Consider the following 25527-nt stretch of genomic DNA (forward strand, 5'->3'; position numbering starts at 1 on the left):
CGGCATAGGCGAGGCCGGCGAAAAACAGCGTGCCACCGAGGCGGTCGCTGCGCTCGAGCAGGGTCACGCGATGGCCGCGTAACGCGGCGATGCGTGCGGCTTCCATCCCGGCAGGCCCGGCTCCCACCACCACCAGATGCTTGGGTGTGGCAGTGGGGCCGATGACGTATTCGAACTCATGGCCGGTCATGGGGTTGACCGCGCATTTGACCCGCTCGTTGATAAAAATCTGGCTCACGCACACGTAGCAGTAAATGCACGGGCGGATGCTCGCTTCCTGATCATTGAGCAATTTGTTGGGCAGGTCCGGGTCGGCGAGGAACTTGCGGGCCATGGCAATGAAGTCGCAGTCGCCGCGCTTGAGGGCGGCTTCACCGACCTCCGGCTCGATCCGCCCCACGGCAATCACCGGGACTTGCACGCTACGTTTGAGCGCAGCGGTCCATTCCAGATACCCCCCGGGCTTGTGCACCAGTGGTGCCTCGGTAAACACCACGCCGCTGGTGATGCGCGCAGTGGCCGATACGCTGACCGCATCTACACCTGCCGCCTCGGCCATGCGTGCCACGGCGATGGCATCCTCAAGATTGATGCCGCCGGGGGTGTGCAGTTCTTCGGCATCCAGGCGCAGCCATACGGCAAATTCATGGCCGACTTTGGCCCGTATTGCAGCGATGATTTGCAGCAGCAGCCGGGCACGGTTCTCCAGCGAACCGCCGTACTCGTCTTCACGCTGGTTGTAATAGCCGGAGAGGAAACCGGCGATGATGTAGCCGTGGGCCGCATGGATTTCCACACCGTCGAAACCCGCTCGCCTGGCGCGGTCGGCGGCACTGGCAAACCACTCGATCATCTGCGCGATATCGGCGCTGTCCATTACACGGATCGGTGAGCCTTCGGCGCGACGCTTCATGGAGCTGACAAAGTTGGCCAGTTCTTCGGGCGTCAGCGCGGCCATCATGTCGCTTTGCAGCACTGGCGGCACCGAGGGCACCCATAGTTGCCGGCCTTCGGCCATGTCGCGCACTGCCGTCTTGCCGGCGTGCTGCAACTGCATGGCAATTTTTGCGCCGTGCTGGTGGACGCGCTCGGCGAGTCGGCTCAAACCGGGGATAAAGTCATCGCTGGAAACGCCGACCTGGAATGGCTCGGCGGTCCCGGCCGGAAACGCCACCGAGCACACCCCCATGATCAATAGCCCGGCGCCGCCACGGGCGCGGGCTTCGTAATAGGCCTGAATGCGCTCGCCACACTGGCCATTGGCCTCGGCGAAGTTGGAGCCCATGGGCGCCATGATGATGCGGTTGCGCAGTTCAAGAGAACCTATGCGACCGGGTGCCAGTAACTGAGGGTATTTTGTCATTGTTATTTCAGCCCGAGCGGGTGTCTGGAAGGGCTACGGCCGCCCGCAGGCAGCCGCAGGTCATGCAGGTATACGGTTAGCCGCGCAGGAACTCCAGGCACGCCTTGTTGAACATGTCGCGGTGTTCGACCTGTACCCAGTGGCCGCACTGATTGAGCATGATAAAACGCGCATTGGGAGCGTGGGTCAGCACTTTAAGCGCGCCGGATGCGGGGTTGAAATTGTCGTCGGTGCCCCAGAACCCGAGGATCGGTGCCTGCAGCTCTTCAAGGCGCTCGGTCATGTTGGGCACCATCATGGTGCTGAACAGATTGCGCGGCTGATGCACGGCCACGGCCACGCGCTCGGCCAGCAGGTTGTCGTCCAGTAGCGCGGTGTCGAACAGTTGCAGGCTCATGATCCGGCGCATTTGCTCGATGCCCAGCGGGCCTGCGTTATACAGCTCGACCATGCGCTGGATGCCGATCATCTTGAAGTAGGTTTCGCGCTCTTCAACACCGCCTGGCGCCATGAGAATCAGTTTTTCGACGCGCTCCGGCTCAGCCAGCGCCAGGCCCAGGGCAATCGCACCGCCCAGGGAATTGCCGAGCAAGGTGGCGCGCTTGACCCCCACTGCCTTGAGAAAGCCCGACATGGCGTTGACGAAGAACGCCAGGTCGTAGTTCACATCTTCCGGCTTGTCGGAGCGGCCGAAGCCCGGCAAATCCACCACCAGATTGCGAAAGCCGTTAGCCACAAACTGCGGATAGTTGCCCTTGAAGTTGCTGTAGCCACTGGCGCCCGGGCCACTGCCGTGCAACCACAATACGACCGGGCCGCTGCCCTCGTCGAGAAAGTGCAGGCGCAGGCCGCTGTCCAGTGTCACAAAGTGGCCGATGGGCAGGGGAAGGTCTTGTTCGGTCATCACTCAATCTCCAGTTGTCAGGCAGTGGCCGCGTCAGCCAGCGGTGCTGGGGTCGGGGTCTTGTTCATCAGGTGGTTGCGGTAGCGCGGCAAGGCCATGGCCAGAAACACCGAGGCCAGAACCAGCAGCGAGATACAGGAAGCCAGGGCATAGCGCAGGCCTTCGTTGCCCAGGGTATGGGCAAAGCCGTCACTGAGCATGCCGATCAGCAGCGGCCCGACACCGACCCCGAGCAGGGTCATGGCCATTACAAAAATTGCAGTGGCCTGGGCCAGGCGGGTGGCTGGAAACAGATGGGAGATGGCGCCCAGGCAGGGCGTTGCCCACCAGGTGCCAAAAAAGCTGAATACGCAATAAAACAGAAACGCGGTCGGCATTGGTGTGCTGCCCATATAAAATGCAGTGCCCACTGGCCAGAGGAAATACGCCAGACCGAACGGGATGCTGATCAGCGTGCCCAGCAGCGGCACCCCGATTTGCCAGCCCTTGTCGCGACGCACCAGGCGATCACACAAAATACCGCAGGTCAGGGTGCCGATGGTTGCCCCGGCACCGCCTGCGACCCCGGCCAGCAGGCCCGCGTCCTGCAGGCTCAGGCCGTGGGAGCGGATCAGGAAGCTCGGGCTCCAGGTGCCGATGGCATAACCGGCAATGGCCGCCGAGCCGCCGGTGCACACCAGCCAGAGAAAGGACGGTGTCTGGAACAATTCGCGAACCGTGACCAGCCAGTGGTCTTGCGCGACCAGATTGGGGCTGACCAGCATCGCCGGCTTGGGTGCCCGCACGGTAAACAGCAGGATCAACCCGAGCAAAATCCCCGGTGCGCCGATCACCACAAAAGCGAAACGCCAGCCGTAATGCTGGGCAATCCAGCCGCCCAGACCGAGGCCGAAAATCGCCCCCAGGCTTGAGCCCAGCATCAATACCGACAGGGCGGTCGAGCGGCGGTCGGGCGGGTAGAGGTCCGAGACCATGGCCATTGACGGCGCGGTGCCCCCGGCTTCGCCGATAGCGACCCCGATCCGGGCGATCACCAGCATGGTAAAGCTGGCGGCAAAGCCGCAGAAAATGGTCATGACGCTCCAGGCAATACAGCTGAAGGCGATGACTTTTTTGCGCCCGATCCGATCGGACAGGCGCCCCAGCGGAAAGCCGAAAAGGGTGTAGAACACGGCAAAGGTCACACCTGAAAGCAGACCTATACCGGTATCGGAAATGCCGAACTCGGCCTTCACCGGTTCGATCAAAATGGCCATCAGCAGCCGGTCTATGTAGTTGAAGATATAGATGGCTGCCAAAACGCCCAGTGCGTAATGGGTTCGCCAGGTGGGGCGCAAGGGTATGGACACGACGGGTCTCCCGGTTTTTGTTCTAGTGAGTGAGTTATTCCACGAACCGGCTGGAGGAACATCGTCCATTTAGACCAGCCGGTCATGCACAGAATCTCTCTGGGGATGAAAGCTGTAGATACTCTGTTGCAGGTCAAGCCCTATTGTGGGAGCGAGCCTGCTCGCGAACGACCTTCGCGAGCAGGCTCGCTCCCACAGTTGCAGTGTTTCTGCAGCTGCCGTAGGAACTAGGCTGCTCGTCAGCTGCTACGGTCGTCATCCGCTCTTGAGCTGCTTAGTCCCATCGGACGATGTTCAGCTTTTAGCCGCAGTCAATGATTGCTCCCATACACCGTCCGGGCTTACCGGCGGGCCGACTTCGGGCAGGTGGGAGAACAGGATGAAATTGCTTAACAAAGTGGCGTTTGTAACCGGTGCAGGCCAGGGCATGGGACGAGCGATTGTTCGTCACTTTGCCGAGCAGGGGGCCAAGGTGGTCGCCGCCGACATCAACCTCGATGCCGCGCGTCAAAGCATTGAAGGGCTGGGCGAAAAGGCCCTGGCAGTGTCCTGCAACGTCGCTGACAGCGACTCGGTCGCCACCGCGATGGCTGCCGTGCATGCACATTTCGGCAGCCTCGATGTGCTGGTCAATAATGCCGGTATCGGCTCCATCGATGCCTTCGCACAAACCCCGGACGAACACTGGCAACGAGTGATCGGGGTCAACCTGACAGGGCCGTTTTTCTGCAGTCGTGAAGCGGTGAAACTGATGCTCGCCGCTGCCACGCCCGGCGTGATTATCAATATCTCCAGCACCGCCGCCCTGACCGGCGAAGGACCGAGCCATTACTGCGCAGCCAAGGCCGGGGTAATGGGCCTGACCCGCAGCATGGCGCGCGAACTGGCCGGCAATGGCATTCGCGTCAACACCATCGTTCCCGGCCCGACCAACACGCCGATGATGGCTGACATTCCGGACGACTGGATGCAAAGCATGCTCAAGGCCATCCCCCTGGGCCGCATGGGTGAAACCGATGAAATCGCTCGCGTCGCGGCCTTTCTGGCCAGCGATGACGCAGCGTTCATCACCGGCCAGAACCTCGCGGTCAACGGCGGCATGGCGTTTATCTGAGACCGCGTATAGCAATGGGAGAGCAGATCATGGGTACTCGTTTACAAGACAAAATTGCCATTATCAGCGGCGCCGGTTCAGGCATTGGCGCGGCCACGGCGTTGCGCTTTGCCGAAGAAGGCGCGTTGGTGGTGTTGTGCGGGCGACGCATCGAGCCGCTGCAAGCCGTCGCGGCACAGATCCGTGACAGCGGCGGCCGCGCCGAATGCGCGGTGGCCGATGTCAGCAATGAAGCCGCTTATGTCGGCGCCATCAGCGAAACGGCACAGCGCCACGGCCGTCTGGATATTCTGGTCAACAACGCCATGGCCTACAGCTGGGGCGCGATTGACAGCACCTCGACCGCTGACTGGCATTCGAACTTCGCCACCACGGTGGACGGCACCTTTTGGGGCACACGCACGGCCATGGGCCTGATGCGCGCCCAGGGCAGCGGTTCGATCATCAACCTGGCCTCGATCTGCGGGCAGTTCGGTACGCCGTGGATGGCCGGTTACTCGGCGGCCAAGGCCGCGGTGATCAACTTCAGCCGCGCTGCGGCCAGTGAAGGTGCCAGCCACAACATCCGTTGCAATGTGGTCAGCCCGGGTGTGGTCGAGACACCGGCCACGGCAGGCATGCTCACCGATGACAAGACGCGCACCAATACCGAAAAACTGATCCCGCTCAAGCGCGTCGGCCAGCCGGTGGAAGTGGCCAACGCCATTCTGTTCCTGGCCAGCGACGAAGCTTCATACATCACCGGTGCTTGCCTGCCGGTGGATGGCGGGCGCAGCAGCGAGCTGTACACGGTACTGGAATAAGGACCCTTTTATGGAACAGAGCGCTTTGTTAGCCCGTCTCGATCGGCTGGAATCGATTGATGAGATCCGCCAGCTGGCTGGTAAATATTCGTTGTCGCTGGACATGCGAGACCTCGATGCCCACGTCAATCTGTTTGCCGAAGACATTCGCGTAGGCCGCGAAAAAACCGGGCGTGCGCACCTCAAGGCCTGGGTCGACGACACGTTACGCGACCAGTTTCACGGCACTTCCCATCACCTGGGCCAGCACCTGATCGAGTTCACCGACCCGGACCATGCCGTGGGCGTGGTGTATTCCAAGAACGAGCACGAGACCGGCCCCGAGTGGGTGACCATGCAAATGCTCTATTGGGATGACTATGAGCGCATGCAGGGGCGCTGGTATTTCCGCCGTCGCCTGCCGTGCTACTGGTACGCCAGTGACCTCAACAAACCGCCGATCGGCACGCAAAAAATGCGCTGGCCGGGGCGCGAACCCTACGCCGGTACGTTCCACGATCTGTTCCCGTCGTGGACCGAGTTCTGGGCCAGCCGCCCGGACAAGGAGCAACTGCCGCAAGTGGCGACAGCGGCTCCGCTCGAGCACTTTCTTGCCACCCTGCGCCGTGGGGCCGGCGCACCGAAAATCCGCGTGCGCTGAGGAAATACCATGAGCATTCTGTTTGAACCCGTGCGCCTGGGTGAGCTTGAACTGGCCAACCGTATCGTCATGGCGCCCATGACCCGCAGCCGCGCCGATCAACACGGGGTGCCGACGGCCGAGATGGTCGAGTATTACCGTCAGCGCGCTTCTGCCGGATTGATTGTCGCCGAAGGCACGGCGCCCTCGGCCAGTGGCCTGGGCTACTGTCGCACCCCGGCGATTTACTCCCCGGCACAAATTGCCGCCTGGAAAGCCGTGACCGATGCAGTGCATGCCGAAGGTGGCCTGATTGTGCTACAACTGATGCATGTGGGCCGTGCAGCCAGCGCCCACAACAAGCCGGCAGGCGCCGCCACGGTAGCGCCGTCGGCCTTGCGCGCCCGCACCCAGCTGTTTACCGACACTGCCGGCATGGTCGATACCGACGAGCCGCAGGCCTTGTCACAGCACGACATCGAACAGGTCATCGAAGATTACCGTCAGGCCGCACTCAATGCACGCCAGGCCGGTTTTGATGGCGTCGAGCTGCACTGCACCAGCGGTTATCTGCCGATGCAATTCATGGCCTCGGGCAGCAACAGGCGTGAAGACCAGTACGGTGGCAGTGTCGAAAATCGCGTGCGTTTCCCGCAGCAGGTGCTGGCAGCGATGGCTTCGGCTATTGGCCCCGGGCGTGTCGCCTTGCGCCTGTGCCCGGGCAATCCGTTCAACGATATCGATGACGAAAACCCGCTGGCCACCGCAGTTGCCCTGTGCAAGGCCGCCGAGCCGATGGGCCTGGCTTATGTGCATATCATGCGCTCACCGCTGGCGGAACTGGATGCCTTTGCCCTGGCCCAGCGTCATTGCAGCAGCGGCCTGATCCTCAATGACGGTTTTGACGGCGAGTCGGCGCAAGTCGCGCTGCAGGCCGGGCAGGGCGATGCGGTGTCGTTTGCCCGGCACTTTATTGCCAACCCGGACCTGGTCGAGCGCTTGCGCAAGGGCTTGCCCCTTGCCCGCTTCGACCGCAAGACCCTGTACTCACCAGGCCCGGAAGGCTACAGCGATTACCCGCTGGCCGAGGCAGTGGCGCCATGAACGACATGTCCCGCATCAGCACCCTGACGACAGTCAGACAACAGCCCGTGCCCCGTGATCAGACCCAGGCACTGCTGGATTTGCGTTCTGCGGCCAGCGGCCAGATCAAACCGGCGGACCTGTATACCCTGGCCGACCGTCTTGAAGGGCAGGCCCGGGCATTCCCCGATCGGACTTTTTTGATCGACGGCGAGCAGCGTGTCACCTACGCCGCCGTGGAAGCCCAGGTCAATCGCATGGCCCATGTGTTTTACGCCAAGGGCCTGCGCCCCGGGGATGTTTGCGCGATTGCCATGGAGAACCGTCCGCAGTTCTTCTACAGCTGGTTCGGGCTGGTCAAGCTCGGTGTGGTGGTGGCGTTTATCAACACCCAGGTCAGTGGCAAGCCACTGGTGCATGCCTTGCAATCCACGGCGGCCAGGGCGGTGGTGGTGGGCGAAGAATGCCTGGCCAATCTGCTGGGCACTCAAGGTTTGCCCGATGTCCCGCTGTGGCTGGTCAACGATGCACTGAACCCCTTTGACGGCGAGCTGCCGGCCTTTGTCGATATTGACTTTGAACAGCACGTCGCTGCTGCCCCGGCCACGGTCTTCGCGCGTGACGTGCGTGCGGCGATTACGGCCGAAACCACCACGCTGCTGATATTTACCTCGGGCACCACCGGCTTGCCCAAGGCTGCACGCTATAGCCATATGCGCTGGTTGTCCTCGGGTGACGTGATGGAAGTCACCCTGGGGGCCACCTGTGAAGACGTATTTTACTGCTGCCTGCCGCTGTACCACGGCGCGGCGGCCACTTCGGTGACGTCCACGGCACTGTGCGCGGGCGCGAGCATTGTGCTGCGGCGCAAGTTCAGCGTGCGCGAGTTCTGGCCGGATGTGCGCCGCAACCGCATCACCGTGTTTCAGTACATTGGTGAAATCTGCCGCTACCTGCTCAACCAGCCAGTGGTGACCGGTGAGCGCGAGCACAGTTTGCGCCATATGCTCGGCGCCGGGCTCACGCCTGAATCCTGGCAGCGCTGGCTGGAGCGTTTTGGCCCGATCCAGGTGTTCGAGGGCTGGGGTGCCACCGAAGCCAACGCCAACCTGATCAATGTCGACAACTATGTGGGCTCCTGTGGTCGCGTGCCGGACTGGAGCCGCACCAATCTGCGCCTGGTGCGTTACGACGTGGAAAGCGACAGCCATCCGCGGGATGCAAACGGTTTTTACCAGTTGTGCCAACCGGGAGAAATCGGCGAGGCAATGGGCTTTATCGTTGATCACCCGCAGATAGGCGGTGGGCGTTTCGAGGGGTACACCAGTACTGCTGCCAGCGAGAGCAAGATCCGCCGCGATGTGTTTCAACGTGGTGATGCCTACTGGAGTTCGGGCGATCTGCTGCGTTATGACGACGACGGCTATTTCTATTTTGTCGACCGCATCGGCGACACCTTTCGCTGGAAAAGCGAGAACGTCTCGACCCTGGAAGTGGCCGACACCCTGAGTGATATGCCGGGGCTTGAACTGATCAACGTGTACGGTGTGCAGGTGCCTGAACACGAAGGCCGTGCGGGGATGGCGGCGATCTTGATGCAGCCCGGGCATAGCTTTGACCCGCAGGCTTTTTATGAGCTGACGCAAACCCGTTTGCCGCGTTATGCCGCGCCGGTGTTTGTACGGGTAACACTGGCGGCGGACCTGACCAGCACCTTCAAGCTGCGCAAGGTTGATTTGCAGCGCCAGGGTTACGCGCCGCAGTTGTTTGCCGATCCGCTATTTGTGCGCGATGAAAGTAGCCGCACCTATCAGCCGTACTCCCTGCAAGTGCTGGCCCGTAACGGTCTGCTGCCGTTTGCAGGTGCTGGCCATGAGTGAACTCGACGCTCAAGGCCATCAATGGCGTGACGGCCTGCGCTACCCCTGGCCACAGGCCCCGGCCAGCGGCCAGGTGCAGGAAGTGGCCGACGGCGTGCTCTGGCTGCGCATGCCGCTGCCGTTTGGCCTCGATCACATCAACCTGTATCTGCTGCGTCACGGTGACGGCTGGGTGGCGGTGGATACCGGGCTGAACAGCGATCAATGCCGCGCCGTGTGGGAGCAGGTGTTTGTCGAAGCCATGGCTGGCTTGCCCCTCAAAGCGGTCATTTGCACCCATTTTCACAGTGACCACACCGGTGTAGTGGGCTGGCTGGCCGAGCGATTTCGTTGCCCGGTGCTGATGACCCATGGCGAGTTCGAAGCGCTGCACCATGGCCCGCCGCGAGCGACGGCACCGGACTGGGCGTTTCTGGATTTTTATCAAAAGGCCGGCTTCAGCGCCGAGCGCGCGACGGCGTTGCTGCCGCTGATCCAGGGCGAGCACTTTCGCCCGCAACTGGTGGCGGGGTTTACCCGGTTGAACCAGGGCAGCCAGTTGACCATCGGCGGGCGGCGCTGGGAGGTGGTGATGGGGAACGGTCATTCACCGGAACACGCCTGTCTGTATGCGCCGGACGATGGTTTGCTGATCTCCGGCGACCAGGTGTTGCCGCGCATCACTTCCACCATTGCCGTGTATGTCAGCGAGCCTCAGGCCAACCCTTTGCGGGACTGGCTGGACTCGATCGAACGGTTGCGCACGATCCCCGACCACGTACTGGTGCTGCCGGCCCATGAACGGCCGTTTTACAACCTGCATCTGCGCCTGGACCAGTTGCGCGACCACCATCGCCAGCACTTGCAGCAGTTGCTGGCAGCGTGCGAACAACCGCGCACCGGGCTGGAAATGATGGCGGTGCTGTTCAAGAAACTGTCAGGCCGTTTCGACGAGCTGATGGCGCTAGGCGAGACGTTGGCGCATGCCAATTACCTTATGGCCGAGGGGGCGCTCGTTCGTGAGGAAGAAGGAGGGCTGCATCGTTATCGACAGGCCCCGACAGGAGTCGTGAAGTTCGACCCGCTTGAGTTGCTTTGAACACAACGCAATGACGCTTGAACCCATCGAAGCGGCCACCGAGTCGCTAATCAGGAGAGGCAGAGTGATCAATAAAAATAACAATAATTGTTCAGGGCAGCGCCCGCACAACTTCCAGGCCAGTGGCCTGGCCGTTGCCGTGGCGCTGGTCTGCAGCCCGCTGTGGGCAGGGGACACCATCGAGTTCGATGACGGCACCACGATTGATTGGTCGGTCACCACCAGCTATGGCATCGGTACGCGGCTGGGCAATCCCAGCGGCCGGTTGATGGGGGTCAACGTCGATGATCCGAACCGCAACTTTGATCAGCACAGCCTCACCACCAACCGGGTGGGCGCGTTGGGCGAAATGATCCTGCGCAAGGACAACTACGGTGCGGTGGTGCGCGCCAGTACCTTTTACGACGATGTGTATCACCGCAAGAATGACAACGATTCACCGGCCACCGTCAACAAATACGGCGACAACGACGAGTTCACCAGTGACACCCGCTACTACAGCGGGGGCCGCACGCGCCTGCTCGATGCTTACGTGTTTGGCGGCTGGCGCTTCGAAAACGACACCCTGCTCGATGTAAAAGCCGGCCGCCATATCGAGTCTTGGGGCGAGAGCCTTTACTACCCTGGCGTCAACGGCGTGCAGAACCCGTCCGATGCGGTCAAGGCCGCGCAGCCGGGGGTTGAGGTCAAAGAGGTGCTGCTGCCGGTGGGGCAGTTCTCGGCGTCTTACCGGATCAACCCGAAAATTACCCTGGGCGGTTATGTGCAGTACGAGTGGAAGGGCACCGAACTGCCGCCGGTGGGCAGCTTTTTGTCGACTTCCGACGTGATCGGCCCGGGCCGAGAATTTTTGTATATGGGCGCCAACAAGGTGCCTTACCTGGGCACCGACGAGCCGCGCGACAGCGGCCAGTGGGGTGCTCAGGTCCGCTACCGGCCGATTACCGACCTCGAAGTCTCGCTGTTCCATGTTGTGTACCACGACAAAAACCCGGCCACCGCGCTGGTGGGCTGGGACCCGATACCGGCAGGCCCCGGTGGCCTGGCTTACAAGGCCAACGGCTACCGGGTCAAATATTTTGAAGACATCAAACTCACCGGTATCAGTGCCACCACCAAGCTTGGCGAGTACCAGCTTGGTGCGGAGTGGTCTTATCGCGACGGTGCTCCGGTGATGGTCAATACCGGTCTGGGCCCGGTGCCGGCCAAGGGTAAGGGCCAACAGTTCCAGTTGTCGGCCATGCGCATCCTGGGGGACCGCCCCTGGGCCAGCCAGACCACCCTGACCGGTGAGTTTGTCACGGTGCGTGCCGACCACGCCGACGAAACCTCTGCCGCGCCGAACCTTGAAGGTGTGGGCCTGTTGCCGTCGCTGGTGCCGTCCGTGCAACCGTCCGATCAGTACACCTACAAAACGGCCACGGCCTGGCGTACCCGCTCTTCGAGCGCTTACACCGTGGGCGCCTCGTTCAGTTACCCGGGCGTATTCCAGGGCTGGGACCTTGAAGTGCCGTTCACCTTCTCCAACGTATTCAGCGGTGCGGCACCGATGTCGGGAACCATTGCCGGGGTGGCGGGGGACAGGCGCCTGAGTGCGGGTACCACCTTCAAATACCTGGGCAACCTGGAAGTATCGCTCAGGTATATCGGGTACCTGGGCTCCCCCGACCCGATCTACCGCCCGCTGGCAGACCGTGACTACGCCACGTTCTCGATGAAATACACGTTCTGACGACTTGCCTGCCCCTGTGTGGGAGCGGGCTTGCTCGCGATACAGGCACTGAGGTTTTGCAGCAGAACCGCGTCGGTGCCAGCGCGAGCAAGCCCGCTCCCACGGAACGGCCTGATTTGCACTTTTAAAGAGAGAAAACCATGGGTCTTAAAGGTCATGCCGCCATTGTTGGCAGCGCTCAGTACAAACCGGAGAAATACGCCACGGCCCCGCGCATGTTCCATCTGGAACAAGTGGCTGACCTGGCGGCCCGGGCGTTACAGGATGCCGGCTTGCAGGCATCGGATCTCGACGGGCTGGTGATCAATGGCCCGCATTTTCATGAAGCCTCAGTGTTCGTCCCGGCCATGGCCGCCGAGTACCTGGGCTTGCGCCTGAATTTTGCCGAAGTGGTCGACCTTGGCGGCTGTACCTCGGTGGGCATGGTCTGGCGCGCTGCCGCTGCGATTGAGCTGGGTTTGTGCCAGGCGGTGCTGTGTGTGCTGCCCGCGCGCATGGCGCCCATGGGCCCGGATGAAGACGCCAGCTGGATGGCCCGGGCCATGCGCTTTGGCGGCCACAGCACAGCGTTCGGTGCACCTGAAGCCGAGTTCGACTTGCCGTATGGGCATATGGGCCAGAACACCGGCTACGCGATGATCGCCCAGCGCTATGCCGCGCAATATGGTTATGACCCGCGGGTACTGGCAAAAATCGCGGTCGATCAGCGCACCAATGCGCAGTACAACCCAGAAGCGATGTTTTACGGCCAGCCGCTGACCATCGAGCAAGTGCTGGCCAGTAAAAAAGTTGCCGAACCGCTGCATGTACTGGAAATCGTCATGCCGGTGGCCGGTGGCGCCGCGATGATTATCGCTTCCAAAGAGGTGGCAGCACGGGCGCGCAAGCGGCCGTCGTGGATCACCGGCTTCGGCGAGCACCTGGCGTTCAAGTCGCCGTCCTATGCCCAGGACATGCTGCACACACCTATCGGGCCTGCCTCGCAGCGCGCATTCGCAATGGCCGGGCTCAAACCGGCCGATGTGGATGCGGCACAAATTTACGACTGCTACACCATCACCGCCTTGCTGACCCTGGAAGACGCCGGTTTTTGCGCCAAGGGCGAAGGCATGAACTTTGTCCGTGAACACGACCTGACCTGGCGCGGCGATTTTCCGATGAACACCCATGGCGGCCAGCTCAGCTTTGGCCAGGCCGGCGCGGCGGGGGGGATGAGCCAGGTGATCGAGGCGGTGACGCAAATTGCCGGAGAAGCGGGCGAGCGCCAGCTCAAACGCTGCGACACGGTATATGTCTCAGGCACCGGTGGGGTGATGAGTGAGCAGGGCGCATTGATACTTCAGGGAGCATAAATCCGATGTCGAACAACAAACCAATGCCGGTTCCGACCGAGATTTCTGCACCGTTCTGGGAAGGCCTGAAGGCCGAGCGCCTGCTGATTCAGCAATGTGAACGATGCAGCCACTGGGTGTTTTATCCGCGCAGGCACTGCCCGGCGTGCTTTACCCATGCCCTGACCTGGCGTGAAGTCAGTGGTGGCGCGACGCTGTACAGCTTTACCGTGACACGCATCGCGACCCTGCCGGACTTTGCCGATGAAATGCCGCAGATACTGGCGGTGGTCGAGCTGGATCAGGGTGTGCGCATCAATACCAATCTGGTCGGGCTGGACGAGTCTGAAGTGAAAGTGGGCATGCGCCTGCAACCGGTATTTGCCGAGGTCGATGCCAAGGGCCACCGGCTGCTGCGTTTTACCGGGCTGGACAAGGATGCCGAGGCGTTGAAGACGCTGCGTACGGTTGAGCAACCGGTGCCAGAAACCGCAGTGCCAGTGCGCCAGATTGCCCTGGATGACGAAGAGGGCCTGCAGGCGCTGGTCAGCGACGAGTTCAGCCCGTGGAGCAACCAGGTGGTGGTCGATCAGGGCCTGATTGACAGCTTTGCCCAGTTATCCGGGGATGATTACTGGATCCACACCGATCCGGAACGTGCGCGCAAGCAAAGCCCGTTTGGCGGGACCATCGCCCACGGTGCGCTGGTGCAGATCCTGCAGTCACGGATGAAACTCAACCTGGGTTATGAGATCACCGGGTTCACCAATATGGTCAACTATGGTTCGGATCGCCTGCGCTTCCCGGCACCGGTGCCGGCGGGCTCGACCATCCATGCGCGGGCCCGGGTCAAGCGGGTAGAGCGGGTCAGAAGCGGTACTCAGCTGACCCTGGAACTCAATACCCATGTGCTGGGCAGCGAGCGGCCGTCGGTGATCAATGAACTGGTGATTTTGTATATGTGATGCCCTGTGGGAGCGGGCGTGCCCGCGATGCTATCGACGCGGTTTTAATGACACACCGCGCCGCCTGCATCGCGGGCAAGCCCGCTCCCACCGGTTTAAGGCGCCCCACCCGAGCGCTTTAGTCTCAACGGACGATGAACCCCACCCCCATCCTTCCCATACTCCTCCAAGCCAATAAATACAGGCATTGAGGAGCAGGCACATGATCGACATTCGTGGTTTGAGCTACTTCGTTGCAGAGTCTGCAGATCCCGTTCAATGGCAGCGTTACGCCGAAGACGTGCTCGGGATGATGGTCAGCGAAGCACCCGCCGGCGGCTTGTACGTGAAGATGGATGAGCGTCCGTATCGCATGCTTATCGTGCCGGGCGGTGAGTCGCGGTATCTGGCTTCCGGTTGGGAGCTGGCCGGCGAAAAGGCTTTCAACGCCGCGATCGAAGTGCTGGATCAGGCCGACGTCAACTGGCGCCTGGGCAGCGCCGAACAGTGCGGTCAGCGCGGTGTGCAAGCACTGCTGCACGTCACCGACCCTTCAGGTAACCGCCATGAATTGAGCTGGGGCCATCGCTCCGATTGCCAGCCCTTTGTCTCGCCCCAGGGAGTGCCGGGTTTTGTCACCGGTGATATGGGCCTGGGCCACACCGTACTGCCCGCGCCAAATTTCGATGCCACCCTGGCGTTTGCCAAGGATGTGCTGGGCTTTGAACTGTCGGATATTTTCAACTTCCGTCCCGACCCTTCGGCACCACCGATCCGCATCCATTTTCTGCATTGCAAAAACAGCCGTCACCACAGCCTGGCCCTGGCCGAGTACCCGGTGCCGTCCGGCTGCGTGCATGTGATGGTCGAGGTCGAGTCGATGACTGAAGTGGGCCGCGCCCATGACCGGCGCATCGCGCATGACGTACAGCTATCGGCCACCCTCGGCCAGCATCTGAATGACCGCATGACCTCTTTCTATATGAAAACCCCTTCAGGTTTTGACCTGGAGTATGGCTATGGCGGCTTGCTGGTGGATTGGCAGGACCACAGCGCTTTTGAATTCACCCGGGTAAGCCTGTGGGGCCATGACTTCTCCGCAGGACAGTCGTAAGGAGCACTACATGAACAAGCAAATGACAGCGGCAGACGTGGTCGGCCAACTGCGCGACGGCATGACCATCGGCTTCGGCGGCTGGGGCCCGCGGCGCAAGCCCATGGCGATCGTGCGCGAGATCCTGCGTTCTGACGTCAAGGATCTCACCGTGGTCGCCTATGGCGGTCCCGAGGTCGGCATGCTCTGCGCTGCCGGCAAGGTCAAAAAACTGATTTTCGGCTTTGCCACCCTCGATGCCATCCCGCTCGAAGCCTACTTTCGCAAGGCCCGCGAGGCCGGAGAACTGGAGCTGATGGAACTGGACGAGGGCATGCTGCAATGGGGCCTGCGGGCCGCCGGCATGCGTCTGCCGTTCTTGCCGACCCGTTGTGGCCTGGCCACCGATGTCAGCCGCCTGAACCCCGGGATCAAGCAGGTGCAGTCGCCCTATGCGGATGGCGAGGTGTTGCTGGCCATGCCGGCGCTGAATCTGGATATCGCCTTTTTGCACGTCAACGTTGCCGACCGCCTGGGCAATACCCTGGTAACGGGCCCCGATCCTTATTTCGATCATTTGTATGCCCGTGCCGCCAAACAGTGCTTTGTCTCCTGTGAGCGGATCGAGGAGCGCTTGAACCTGGATGCTGCCCAGGCCCGCTTCAACACCTTCGAACGTTATCTGGTCAGCGGCGTGGTGCATGCACCCTTTGGTGCGCATCCGACAGCCTGCCCGTCCGATTACGGCTGGGACCTTAGCCACTTGAAACGCTACAGCGCCAGCGCTGCAGAAGAAGGTGGCTGGGAAGGTTATGTAGCCGAGTTTGTGACCCCGGGCGAAAGCGCCTACCAGGCCAGCAATGGCGGGGTCGATCGATTGAGCGCTTTGCCGCTGCCCGTGTTTTGAGGAGTGTGGACATGACTGCTACTAGCGAATTTACCCTGGCTGAACTGTTGATCGTGGCCGCCTGTGAAGCCTGGCGCGGTAACGGCGAAGTGATTGCTTCGGGCCTGGGGGTAATCCCGCGCCTGGGCGCGAGCCTGGCCAAACTGACCCATAGCCCGGAACTGTTGATGACCGACAGCGAGGCATTTCTGGTGGAAGAGCCTATCCCCCTGGGGCCGCGTGGAGATTTTGTACCGCGTTATTCGGGCTATCTGTCGTTCGAGCGGGTGTTCGAGTGCGTGTGGGGCGGGCGTCGCCACGCCATGATCGGTCCGACCCAGATCGACCGCTGGGGCCAGACCAACCTGTCGTGCATTGGCGACTACCAAAAGCCCAAGGTGGCAATGCTCGGGGTGCGCGGTTTGCCGGGCAACAGCATCAACCATATCAACTCGTTCTTCGTGCCGTCGCACAACACCCGGGCGTTTGTCGCCGGGGAAGTGGACATGGTCTCGGGTGTCGGCTTCAAGCCCGAGCGCTGGGAAGAGGGCATGCGCAGCGACCTGATGGACATCCGCCTGATCGTCACCGACCTGTGTGTGATGGACTTCGGCGGACCGGACCGGGCCGTGCAGGTGCGTTCCCTGCATCCGGGCGTGAGCTTTGAAGAGGTACAGGAGAAAACCGGTTTCCCGCTGCTCAAGGCCGCCGACCTCAAGCAGACCGTGGCGCCGACGCCGGAGCAACTGGCGCTGATCCGCCGCCTCGATCCCCATGACTATCGCGCCTCTGCGCTCAAGGGCAACCCGCCCGGCATTCGTCAGGCCTGATGGCCAGGAGTTCATATGAGCAGCGACAGCGAATTTGTGCAGCGGGCTGACACCGCTGTGTATGAAACCGAGGACCCGGTGCTTTATGGGGTGGCCGATGGTATCGCCACGCTGACCATGAACCGGCCGACCGTCAATAACGCGCAAAACTCACAGATGACCTACGCCCTGGACGACGCCTTGCGCCGTGCCGTCAATGACGATGCGGTGAAGGTCATTGTGCTGCGCGGCAATGGTAAGCATTTTTCCGCAGGGCACGATATCGGCACGCCGGGGCGCGATATCAACAAGGAATTTGAGCGCGCCAGCCTGTGGTGGGACCACACCAACAAGCCGGGCGGCGAGTACCTCTATGCCCGCGAGCAAGAGGTGTACCTGGGCATGTGCCGGCGCTGGCGCGAACTGCCCAAGCCGACCATTGCCATGGTGCAGGGGGCGTGCATTGCCGGCGGGCTGATGCTGGCCTGGGTCTGTGATTTGATCGTGGCCAGTGACGATGCTTTTTTTCAGGACCCGGTGGTACGCATGGGCATTCCGGGGGTTGAGTATTTTGCCCACCCCTATGAACTGAACCCGCGCATTGCCAAGGAGTTTCTGTTTACTGGCGATCGTATGAGCGCCGAACGCGCCTACCAGATGGGCATGGTCAATCGCCTGTTTACCCGCGAAGGGCTGGAGGCCGGTACCTATGCGCTGGCAGCGGCCATCGCCAAACAGCCGCGCATGGGCCTGGCCCTGACCAAGCAGGCGATCAATCACGTCGAGGACTTGCAGGGCAAGCGTACGGCGATGGACGCGGTGTTTGCCTGGCATCACTTCGCCCATAGCCATAACGAGCTGCTGTCCGGGGACAAGCTGGGCGGCTATGACGCCAAGGCCATGATTGAAGCGAACAAGAGTGCTGCGGGAGAGCGTGGATGAGTGACTATCTGCAAACGGCGTTGACCGATGCCCTGGGCTGCCGTTACCCCATTGTGCAAACCGCGATGGGCTGGGTAGCGGACGCCAATCTGGTGATCGCCAGTACCCGTGCGGGGGCCTTCGGTTTTCTGGCCGGAGCGACCATTGCGGCGGATCAGCTGGAGGGCCAAATCCTGCGGGTGATCGAGGCCACGGGGGGGAGTAATTTCGGCCTCAATTTCCATATGTTCCAGGAAAACGCCGCGCAGTGCGTGGACCTGGCCATCAAGTACCGCCTGCGAGCCGTCAGCTATGGCCGCGGCCCCGACCGCCAGACCATCGGGCGTTTCAAAAAGGCCGGGGTGTTGTGCATTCCCACCGTGGGTGCGCTTAAACACGCACTCAAGGCCGTGGAACTGGGCGCGGACATGGTCACCGTACAGGGCGGCGAGGGTGGCGGGCATACCGGGGGCGTGCCGAGCACCATTTTACTGCCGCAGGTGCTGGATGCGGTGCGGGTGCCGGTGATTGCCGCGGGGGGCTATTCCACTGGGCGCGGGCTGGCCGGAGCGCTGGCCACAGGTGCGGCCGGGGTGGCCATGGGCACGCGGTTCCTGATGACCCAGGAATCGCCCACCCCGATCGCGACGCTGGAGCGTTACGTGAAAGTGACCGACCCACAGCAGATTCGCGTGACGACGGCAGTGGATGGCATGCGCCACCGCATGATCGAAAACGCTTTTATCAATCGTCTGGAAAAAGCCGGTGCCTTTGGCCGCCTGCGCATTGCCCTGGGCAGCGCCTGGCACTGGAAGCAACACACCGGCATGAGCCTTGGGCATATGCTCGGTGTATTTGCCAAATCAATAAAAGAAGACCCTGCTGCGCTGTCGCAGACGGTGATGGCGGCCAATCAGCCGGTGCTGTTGCAGCGCTCGATGGTGGATGGCGTACCGGATGAGGGGATTTTGTCCAGCGGGCAGGTGGCCGCTGCCATTGGCGAACTGAAAAGTTGCCAGAGCCTGATCGACGAGATGGTGCAAGAGGCCGAGCGCTGCCTGATAGCGGTGAATGCACGTCATCAGGCAGCGCGCTGTAAGGCGGGGGAAGCGGCAGCCATCTGAAACGGCTGGCTCTGCTGTAATTTAACTTATCTGGATACAAAGCCTGTCCGCTCTGGCCCGTGGGGCAAGCATTCTGATCACTACACTTTTTAATTATTGTGCAGTTCAGGAAGCTGATTTATGCCCCAAGCCTTGCATCGCCATACTCCCTTGCTAACCGCTTATGACCCTCGCGGGCTGGCCATCTGCACGGTGGCCTGTCATCGGCGCACTGCGGCGCAGGAACCTGAAGCGCGGATCAGCCGCCAGGTGTTTGGCCCCAGCGGTTTTTTGACCGAACAGTGGGATCCGCGTCTGGTGGCATTGCGCCGTAAAGATCCGACTACGGTGCCCAATCAGCGCAATCGATCTTCGCTGTCGGGGCGCCTGCTGCGCAGCGACAGTGTTGACCGCGGCGTGCGTATCAGCCTGGCAGGGGCGGGCGGGCAACTGCGCTTTAGTTGGGATGCCCGGGGTACCCGCAGCATCTGGGAATACGATGAACTGCTGCGCCTGAACGCCGTATTCGAACAGGGCGCCGGAACTGAGGTTGCGCATTGTGTCGAGCGTCTGACCTATGCCGACAACAGCGCTGTGCATGCGCGCCAAAATGGCTGCGCCCGGCTGATCCGTCATGACGACCCTGCCGGCACGCTGTGGTTTGAGGGCTATGACCTGCTGGGGCAGGTGACGAGTCAGTCACGGCGATTCGTACGTGACGCATCCCAAGCGCCCAACTGGTCGCCGCAGGCCGGGTTGCGTGAGCAGCACCTTGAATCCCGAAGCTGGCGCACTCAATGGCGCCGTGATGCTGTGGGCCAGTTGGTTGAGCAAATCGATGCCCAGGGCAATCGGCAGCGTATGCGCCATGATGTGGACGGTCTGCTGGCTGCGGTGATGGTCAATCTCGGCAGCGGTCGCCAGCACAGTGTGGTGCAGCAAAGATCCTATAACGCGAGCGGCCAGATAGAAGTTGAACGGTCGGGCAACGGGGTAGTGCGTGCCCTGGCCTACAGCCCGTTGGATGACCGCCTGCAGCAACTGAAAACATGGCGCACCAGTAATCCGGGTGAAGCCTTGCAGGACTTGAACTATGTCTATGACCGGGTTGGCAATGTGCTGAATATCCGTGATGCAGCGCAACCTGTGCTGTGGTCTGATAATACCCGGCTGCAAGCATTGAGCACTTATACCTACGACTCGCTCTACCAGCTGATAGAAGCCACGGGCCGTGAAAACGCCAGCAATCTCAATGGCCCGCAGCTGCCCGTTGCTGCGGGCCTGGGTGCGGCCAACGGTCAGCGTATGCGTAACTACCGTCAGTCGTATACCTACGATGCAGGCGGCAATCTTGCCCTGCTGCAACACATGCCCAGCCACGGTTCTGGCTATACGCGACAGATGAACGTGGCTGACCACAGCAATCACGGCCTTGAACAAAAGTCGGGGCTGCCCGCCCGCCCCGGGCTGGCAAGCGGCTTTGACGCGAATGGCAACCAGCAGGTACTCGAACCGGGGCAGTGGCTGAGCTGGACCCTGCGCAATCAATTGCAGCGAGTTACCCGTGTCACACGCCAGGACGGTGCCAACGATGATGAGGCCTATGTCTACGACAGCAGCGGGGCAAGGGCGCTTAAAATCAGACAGTCCCATGGCCATCGTCAGACCCGTCGTGAAGAGGTGTATTATTTGCCCGGTCTCGAAGTCCGGCGCAACAGCGCCACGGGCGAATGGGTGAATGTGCTGATGGTGGTCGGTGATCTCAATAGCGCGAGCATATTGCAGTGGGAGAAGGGGCGCCCCGAAAGCATCGATAACGAACACATGCGTTTGAGCCTCTCGGACCATCTGGGCTGCAGCATGCTGGAGCTGGATGGCTCTGGGCGGTTACTCAGTCAGGAAAGCTACTACCCCTATGGAGCCACTGCCTGGTGGGCGACGAAAAATACCCTTGAAGCCCGTTATAAATTTATTCGCTATTCGGGCAAGGAGCGCGATGCCAGCGGGCTCTACTATTACGGCTTGCGGTATTACGCACCGTGGCTGGCGCGCTGGGTCAGCGCCGATCCGGGCGATGATATTGATGGCATGAACCTGTACGCGATGGCGCAGGGCAATCCCGTCGGCAGGGTCGACGAGCAGGGCCTGCTGAGTTCGGAGGCGGCTATTGGCCGGTTTGCCGGATTGCACTCGGCCATCTCCGGGCTGTCCAGGCAGATCAGGTCGCGGTGGCAGGCTTCGAGTGCCGCCGCGATTCGTGATGGGCTGGCAACCTGGATCAGTAATGTTGTCGGGGTGGGGGTCGACCTGGCCCTGTTTGAGGGTCGTCAACCGACTCACGGGCTCAATGTTGCCTTGCGAAGTACGGTAAATGCCATTGATGCACTGGCCGTCATGCACATGGGTACCGGGCTTTTTGCAAACTTGACTCACTGGAGCCCCTTTATCGGTTTTATTGCCGCAAACGTTACGCACAGGGGCTTTGAAATGCGAGGTGCCAGCGAGGGGGCGGGTTCTGATGAGGTTTGGGATCCCGTGGCTCGAGTGAGGCTGGCGGGGCATGTGCGCTCACTTACACGTGAAGTCCTGCAGCAGACCTTGAGAGGTTACGGTGACAGCGTGTCCTGGGGGCAGACCCCGGTACGTTCCAGAATCATGCGAACGATGATGAGTGCAGGTGCCTATGGCCTGGCTACTGTTCCCAACGCGGTCTATGGTCAGTTTGTGCCAGGGCCACTGCAGCCGAATATAGCGCCTGTGATCGAGGCTTATGACGGGGCGGCGGGGACGTACATTCGCGCGGGCCATCAATCTGCTCAGCTGGATCGTCACGTGAATACGCTGCAGATCCCGCCAGGGATGGCCACGTTTCATGGAGGCATGAGCAGGATGTTCAATCAGACGTGGGTTTACTGGGCCGGGGTCGGGATCGAGGCCATCGCCGCGTATGTCACAGGTTCGCCGATAGCGCAGCAAAGTTCACGGGCCAGGGCCTGGGTGGGGGCTGCCAAAGGGGCGGTATCGGCACTGACCGAGGTGCGTGGGCTTTTGCTGCAAACGGCCAGAAGTGGTTACAACAGCCTGTTCAAGCGTTGGAGACCGGTCAAGCACTGATGATGGATAACCTGCGGCGGCGGGCCTGTTCGCGATGATAGTGCTCCGGTTTGGTGTGATACGCCACGCTGCCTGCACCGCAGGCATTGTGCTGCTCACGCTGTCTGAGGCTTGCCAGATCATCGTGGCAGCGCTTGGCATCAGGACAGAAATCCGCCATCTACATTCAGCGAGATACCCGTGGTGTAGCTCGATGCATCGCTTGCCAGATACAGCACAGCCCCGGCCATCTCGCCGGGGGCGGCGACGCGTTTGAGCGGGATGTGTTGCAGGGCGGTCTTGAGAATGGCGTCGTTGCTGACCAGCGCCGAGGCAAACTTGGTGTCGGTCAGCCCCGGTAGTAACGCATTGCAACGAATGCCGAACCCTGCACATTCCTTGGCAAACACCTTGGTCATATTGATCACCGCTGCCTTGGTCATCGAATACACACCCTGGAACACTCCCGGTGATACGCCGTTGATCGAGGCTACGTTAATGATGCTGCCGCCGCCGTGCTCGCGCATCAGCTTCCCTGCCTCCACGGACATAAAGAAATAGCCGCGAATATTTACATCGACGGTTTTCTGGAAAGCGCCAAGGTCGGTGTCCAGTACGTTGCAGAACTGCGGATTGGTCGCGGCGTTGTTGACCAGAATATCGATGCGACCAAAGTCTGCGCGTATGCGCGCAAAGGTCTTAGTGATCTGTTCCATTTCGCCAATATGGCAGGCGATGGCAGTGGCCTTGCCGCCCTCGGCGATGATTGCATCGGCCACTGGCTGGCAGCCTTCGAGTTTGCGGCTGGAGACAATGACGTGGGCACCTTGTTGGGCCAGCAGCCTGGCAATGGCTTCACCGATGCCGCGGCTGGCACCGGAAACAAAAGCGATTTTGCCATCAAGGTCGAACAGTTGAGTCCTGGACATGTTGATTCCCTGTTATCTGGGGCTTAGAGGCTGGAGCGGCGAATGACGTTGAGGCTCATCTGCTCCAGCAGCGCGTTCATTTGTATGAACTGGGCAAAACGTTTGTCTGCGGTCTGGCCGTGGTAGTAGCGGTAGTAGATCTGTTGAACGATACCCGCCAGACGAAACAGGCCGTAGGTGTAGTAGAAATCGTAGTTGTCTATCTGAATCCCGGAACGCTCGGCGTAGTAATCCACAAATTCGCGGCGGGTCAACATACCCGGAGCGTTGCTCGGCTGGCGCCGCATCAGTTGCACCGGTGCTGGGTCATCCGCCTCGATCCAGTAGGCGAGGGTGTTGCCCAGGTCCATCAGCGGATCACCCAGCGTAGTCAGCTCCCAGTCCAGCACGCCGATGATCTGCATCGGGTTGGCGGGATCTAGGATCACATTATCAAAGCGGTAGTCGTTGTGAACGATAGCCGGGGTCGGGTAGTCGGCTGGCATTTTGGCGTGCAGCCAGTCTTTTACTGCGTGCCAATGGGGTGCATCCGGGGTCAGGGCCTTTTCGTAGCGCTCGCTCCAGCCGCTGATCTGGCGCTGCACGTAGCCTTGCGGCTTACCCAGATCGGCCAGGCCGCAGGCGTTGTAGTCAACGCGATGCAACTCGACCAGTTTGTCGATAAAGCTCTTGCACAGGGTTCTGCTGGCGTCGGCGCCCAATGCCAGTTCCTGCGGCAGATCCGAGCGCAGGATGATGCCCCTGACCCGTTCCATGACATAGAACCCGGAGCCGATCAGACTTTCGTCGGAGCAGTGGGCGTAGGCCCTGGGGCAGTAGGGGAAGGCGTCCTTGAGCTGATTGAGGATGCGAAACTCGCGGCCCATGTCGTGCGCCGATTTGGCCTTTTGGCCAAAGGGCGGGCGGCGCAGCACCAGCTCTCGACCCGGGTATTCAATCAGGTAAGTCAGGTTCGAGGCGCCGCCAGGGAACTGGCTGATCGCAGGTTCCCCCACAAGGCCAGGAATATTTGCCTTGAGGTAAGGGTCAATGCGGCTGGCGTCGAGTTCTTCGCCGGTGCGGATGCGGGTGGACGAGTCGGTAAGCGCCATGTTTATCTCTTCTGTTTATAGTTGAGGCCTGACAACATTCGCTAATCTAATGGGCGGCCCGGGTCTCGACAAGTCGGCTGCTGCCTTAATAGGCAGGGCTGTTAGCAGGGGATCAGCGTCTTTGATGGCCACTGCCTCAATAAACCGCAGGGCAAAAAAAACCGAAGCGCGTGGGCTTCGGTTTTCGGTGCTGCGTGTGGCTTAGGCCGGGAACAGTTCGCTCAGTTTCATGGCCAGCATCATGTCGCCTTCAGCGCGCAGTTTGCCGCCCATAAATGCCTGCATGCCATCGGTTTCGCCGCTAACGATGCCTTCCAGGGTCTCGCCGTCCATCACCAGGGTGACCTGGGCGTCAGGGTTTTCACCTTCTTTGAGTTCACAAGTGCTGTCTTTGACGATCAGCGAGAAGTGTTTATCTTCATCGATGCGGAAACCAAAAACCAGGTCCAGGCCTGCAGCAGCGGCTGGGTTGAATTTGGCTTTCATTGCTTGAACGGCATCAGCTACAGAAGTCATGGTTCGATCCTTATATAGGGTGGAGTACGGCGGCCCGAAGGCCACGGTTGCCGACGCTCAACGATAGGTGATGAGTGACGGCGTCTTCAACAGTTGCAAATGCACATGACTGTTGAAGGAAGCCAGGGTGACCTCGCGGCCATGGAACTTGAGCTGGCTGAGCGAGGTATTGACGATTTGCCAGCCGAGCTTGAAGGCATCGGTGGCCGGAATTCGGGTCAGTATGTGGACCAGGGCCGTAATGGTGCCTGCAGAAGTGAACACGACAATGTTCTGCTGGCCCTTGGCAAGGTCGAGCAGGCTGTTCAGTCCGCGCTGGACCCGTTCGACAAAGCCCAGCCAGGTTTCCAGTCCAGGGGTATCGTAAGTGCCACTGAGCCAGCGCTCGATGATCAGTTCGAAAATGCGCTGGAACTCGGCCGGATTGTGGGCGGCATTGTTCATCGCCGTCAGGGCCTCTGGCTCGTCCGGCAGCAAGCCGGGAAGCAGGGCATCAAGTATGGCGTAAGCATCGAATTCGTTGAAGGCAGCGTCTGTTTCCAGTGTAGGGGCGGGCAGCCCGGCGGCGTGCAGTTGTGCCAGGGCATGGCGTGCGGTGTCTTGCTGACGTGTCAGATCACCGGCCAGGCAACGGTCAAAGCGCAAATTCAGTTCGGCCAGATGCTGACCGGCAATTTGCGCCTGGTGCACGCCCAGTGGTGACAACTTGTCGTAGTCATCTGCACCAAAGGAGGCCTGGCCATGTCTGATCAAATAGATGCTGCCCACGTGCGCGTCATTCCTGAGCACTGAAAGTCAGGCGAGGTTAGGAGGATGGCAAGTGGCTGTCAATGAAAAAACATACGCTTGTTTGAATTGCTGCCAATGCCCCTGATCAAGGTGTTTC

General features: G+C 61.0%; 22 protein-coding genes. 15 read left to right on the forward strand and 7 right to left on the reverse strand.

Going from position 1 to position 25527, the window contains the following annotated elements:
- From GHO42_RS04715 to GHO42_RS04725, 3 genes are all read right to left on the reverse strand, one after another.
- A partial coding sequence (locus tag GHO42_RS04715) for an FAD-dependent oxidoreductase (RefSeq protein WP_153384129.1) occupies positions 1-1363 on the reverse strand: 1363 nt, incomplete at its 3' end.
- Between the two features lie 76 nt (positions 1364-1439).
- Complete coding sequence (locus GHO42_RS04720; protein WP_095000427.1) at positions 1440-2267, reverse strand: alpha/beta fold hydrolase; 828 nt, start codon at positions 2265-2267, stop codon at positions 1440-1442.
- Between the two features lie 17 nt (positions 2268-2284).
- Entirely contained in the window at positions 2285-3616 is a 1332-nt protein-coding gene (locus GHO42_RS04725; RefSeq protein WP_095020041.1) for an MFS transporter, read from the reverse strand.
- Positions 3617-3995: 379 nt separating this feature from the next.
- Between GHO42_RS04725 and GHO42_RS04730 the strand changes: the two genes are divergently transcribed.
- The 15 genes from GHO42_RS04730 to GHO42_RS04800 all read left to right on the forward strand — a co-directional run bounded on the left by GHO42_RS04730 (position 3996) and on the right by GHO42_RS04800 (position 22126).
- A complete protein-coding gene (locus tag GHO42_RS04730) occupies positions 3996-4730 on the forward strand; it encodes an SDR family NAD(P)-dependent oxidoreductase (RefSeq protein ID WP_095000425.1) in 735 nt (244 codons plus the stop codon).
- A 29-nt stretch (positions 4731-4759) separates the two neighbouring features.
- Complete coding sequence (locus tag GHO42_RS04735; RefSeq protein WP_153326152.1) at positions 4760-5533, forward strand: SDR family NAD(P)-dependent oxidoreductase; 774 nt, start codon at positions 4760-4762, stop codon at positions 5531-5533.
- A 10-nt stretch (positions 5534-5543) separates the two neighbouring features.
- Complete coding sequence (locus tag GHO42_RS04740) at positions 5544-6173, forward strand: nuclear transport factor 2 family protein (protein WP_095000423.1); 630 nt, start codon at positions 5544-5546, stop codon at positions 6171-6173.
- A 9-nt stretch (positions 6174-6182) separates the two neighbouring features.
- Entirely contained in the window at positions 6183-7256 is a 1074-nt protein-coding gene (locus GHO42_RS04745; RefSeq protein WP_153326154.1) for an alkene reductase, read from the forward strand.
- Positions 7253-9115, forward strand: a complete 1863-nt coding sequence (locus GHO42_RS04750; RefSeq protein WP_153326156.1) for a long-chain-acyl-CoA synthetase — start codon at positions 7253-7255, stop codon at positions 9113-9115. The genes GHO42_RS04745 and GHO42_RS04750 overlap by 4 nt, the downstream gene beginning before the upstream one ends.
- Positions 9108-10193: an MBL fold metallo-hydrolase gene (locus GHO42_RS04755; protein ID WP_095039086.1), complete on the forward strand. Its 1086-nt coding sequence runs from the start codon at positions 9108-9110 to the stop codon at positions 10191-10193. The genes GHO42_RS04750 and GHO42_RS04755 overlap by 8 nt, the downstream gene beginning before the upstream one ends.
- Positions 10194-10257: 64 nt before the next feature.
- The gene (locus GHO42_RS04760) at positions 10258-11925 is read left to right on the forward strand and encodes a DUF1302 family protein (RefSeq protein WP_178126931.1); all 1668 of its coding nucleotides are present in this window, start codon (positions 10258-10260) and stop codon (positions 11923-11925) included.
- A 140-nt stretch (positions 11926-12065) separates the two neighbouring features.
- Positions 12066-13277: a thiolase family protein gene (locus tag GHO42_RS04765; protein WP_153326161.1), complete on the forward strand. Its 1212-nt coding sequence runs from the start codon at positions 12066-12068 to the stop codon at positions 13275-13277.
- 5 nt (positions 13278-13282) lie between these two features.
- Positions 13283-14221 carry an OB-fold domain-containing protein gene (locus GHO42_RS04770; RefSeq protein ID WP_095018039.1) on the forward strand — a complete coding sequence of 313 codons (939 nt, stop codon included), beginning with the start codon at positions 13283-13285 and terminating at the stop codon, positions 14219-14221.
- A gap of 202 nt (positions 14222-14423) precedes the next feature.
- Entirely contained in the window at positions 14424-15314 is an 891-nt protein-coding gene (locus GHO42_RS04775; protein ID WP_095018038.1) for a VOC family protein, read from the forward strand.
- Between the two features lie 10 nt (positions 15315-15324).
- Entirely contained in the window at positions 15325-16200 is an 876-nt protein-coding gene (locus GHO42_RS04780) for a CoA transferase subunit A (RefSeq protein WP_095000415.1), read from the forward strand.
- Between the two features lie 11 nt (positions 16201-16211).
- A complete protein-coding gene (locus GHO42_RS04785) occupies positions 16212-17009 on the forward strand; it encodes a CoA-transferase subunit beta (protein WP_095000414.1) in 798 nt (265 codons plus the stop codon).
- Between the two features lie 15 nt (positions 17010-17024).
- Complete coding sequence (locus GHO42_RS04790) at positions 17025-17930, forward strand: enoyl-CoA hydratase (RefSeq protein ID WP_095000413.1); 906 nt, start codon at positions 17025-17027, stop codon at positions 17928-17930.
- Positions 17927-19033, forward strand: coding sequence for a nitronate monooxygenase family protein (locus GHO42_RS04795; protein ID WP_095000412.1), 1107 nt, complete (start codon positions 17927-17929; stop codon positions 19031-19033). Before GHO42_RS04790 ends, GHO42_RS04795 begins: the two co-directional genes overlap by 4 nt.
- Before the next feature lie 120 nt (positions 19034-19153).
- On the forward strand, positions 19154-22126 hold the full coding sequence (locus GHO42_RS04800; protein WP_153326163.1) for an RHS repeat domain-containing protein: 2973 nt from the start codon (positions 19154-19156) through the stop codon (positions 22124-22126).
- A 140-nt stretch (positions 22127-22266) separates the two neighbouring features.
- On the opposite strand, the gene GHO42_RS04810 is transcribed toward GHO42_RS04800, so the two are convergent.
- From GHO42_RS04810 to GHO42_RS04825, 4 genes are all read right to left on the reverse strand, one after another.
- Complete coding sequence (locus GHO42_RS04810) at positions 22267-23034, reverse strand: SDR family oxidoreductase (protein ID WP_095000410.1); 768 nt, start codon at positions 23032-23034, stop codon at positions 22267-22269.
- A 23-nt stretch (positions 23035-23057) separates the two neighbouring features.
- Complete coding sequence (locus GHO42_RS04815) at positions 23058-24125, reverse strand: phosphotransferase family protein (protein WP_095023575.1); 1068 nt, start codon at positions 24123-24125, stop codon at positions 23058-23060.
- A gap of 201 nt (positions 24126-24326) precedes the next feature.
- Positions 24327-24641: an SCP2 sterol-binding domain-containing protein gene (locus tag GHO42_RS04820; RefSeq protein ID WP_095000408.1), complete on the reverse strand. Its 315-nt coding sequence runs from the start codon at positions 24639-24641 to the stop codon at positions 24327-24329.
- Between the two features lie 57 nt (positions 24642-24698).
- A complete protein-coding gene (locus tag GHO42_RS04825; RefSeq protein WP_095018032.1) occupies positions 24699-25409 on the reverse strand; it encodes a histidine phosphatase family protein in 711 nt (236 codons plus the stop codon).
- Positions 25410-25527: the final 118 nt, after the last annotated feature.

It is taken from the genome of Pseudomonas sp. FSL R10-0056 (genome assembly GCF_009600105.1).
Lineage (GTDB): Bacteria > Pseudomonadota > Gammaproteobacteria > Pseudomonadales > Pseudomonadaceae > Aquipseudomonas > Aquipseudomonas bubulae.

Excerpts from the sequence above, each read along its gene's own strand:
- GHO42_RS04720 (WP_095000427.1), bottom strand. The coding sequence starts at position 2,267 with ATGACCGAACAAGACCTTCCCCTGCCCATCGGCCACTTTGTGACACTG.
- GHO42_RS04730 (WP_095000425.1), top strand. The coding sequence starts at position 3,996 with ATGAAATTGCTTAACAAAGTGGCGTTTGTAACCGGTGCAGGCCAGGGC.
- GHO42_RS04735 (WP_153326152.1), top strand. The coding sequence starts at position 4,760 with ATGGGTACTCGTTTACAAGACAAAATTGCCATTATCAGCGGCGCCGGT.
- GHO42_RS04740 (WP_095000423.1), top strand. The coding sequence starts at position 5,544 with ATGGAACAGAGCGCTTTGTTAGCCCGTCTCGATCGGCTGGAATCGATT.
- GHO42_RS04745 (WP_153326154.1), top strand. The coding sequence starts at position 6,183 with ATGAGCATTCTGTTTGAACCCGTGCGCCTGGGTGAGCTTGAACTGGCC.
- GHO42_RS04750 (WP_153326156.1), top strand. The coding sequence starts at position 7,253 with ATGAACGACATGTCCCGCATCAGCACCCTGACGACAGTCAGACAACAG.
- GHO42_RS04755 (WP_095039086.1), top strand. The coding sequence starts at position 9,108 with ATGAGTGAACTCGACGCTCAAGGCCATCAATGGCGTGACGGCCTGCGC.
- GHO42_RS04765 (WP_153326161.1), top strand. The coding sequence starts at position 12,066 with ATGGGTCTTAAAGGTCATGCCGCCATTGTTGGCAGCGCTCAGTACAAA.
- GHO42_RS04770 (WP_095018039.1), top strand. The coding sequence starts at position 13,283 with ATGTCGAACAACAAACCAATGCCGGTTCCGACCGAGATTTCTGCACCG.
- GHO42_RS04775 (WP_095018038.1), top strand. The coding sequence starts at position 14,424 with ATGATCGACATTCGTGGTTTGAGCTACTTCGTTGCAGAGTCTGCAGAT.
- GHO42_RS04780 (WP_095000415.1), top strand. The coding sequence starts at position 15,325 with ATGAACAAGCAAATGACAGCGGCAGACGTGGTCGGCCAACTGCGCGAC.
- GHO42_RS04785 (WP_095000414.1), top strand. The coding sequence starts at position 16,212 with ATGACTGCTACTAGCGAATTTACCCTGGCTGAACTGTTGATCGTGGCC.
- GHO42_RS04790 (WP_095000413.1), top strand. The coding sequence starts at position 17,025 with ATGAGCAGCGACAGCGAATTTGTGCAGCGGGCTGACACCGCTGTGTAT.
- GHO42_RS04795 (WP_095000412.1), top strand. The coding sequence starts at position 17,927 with ATGAGTGACTATCTGCAAACGGCGTTGACCGATGCCCTGGGCTGCCGT.
- GHO42_RS04800 (WP_153326163.1), top strand. The coding sequence starts at position 19,154 with ATGCCCCAAGCCTTGCATCGCCATACTCCCTTGCTAACCGCTTATGAC.
- GHO42_RS04810 (WP_095000410.1), bottom strand. The coding sequence starts at position 23,034 with ATGTCCAGGACTCAACTGTTCGACCTTGATGGCAAAATCGCTTTTGTT.
- GHO42_RS04815 (WP_095023575.1), bottom strand. The coding sequence starts at position 24,125 with ATGGCGCTTACCGACTCGTCCACCCGCATCCGCACCGGCGAAGAACTC.
- GHO42_RS04820 (WP_095000408.1), bottom strand. The coding sequence starts at position 24,641 with ATGACTTCTGTAGCTGATGCCGTTCAAGCAATGAAAGCCAAATTCAAC.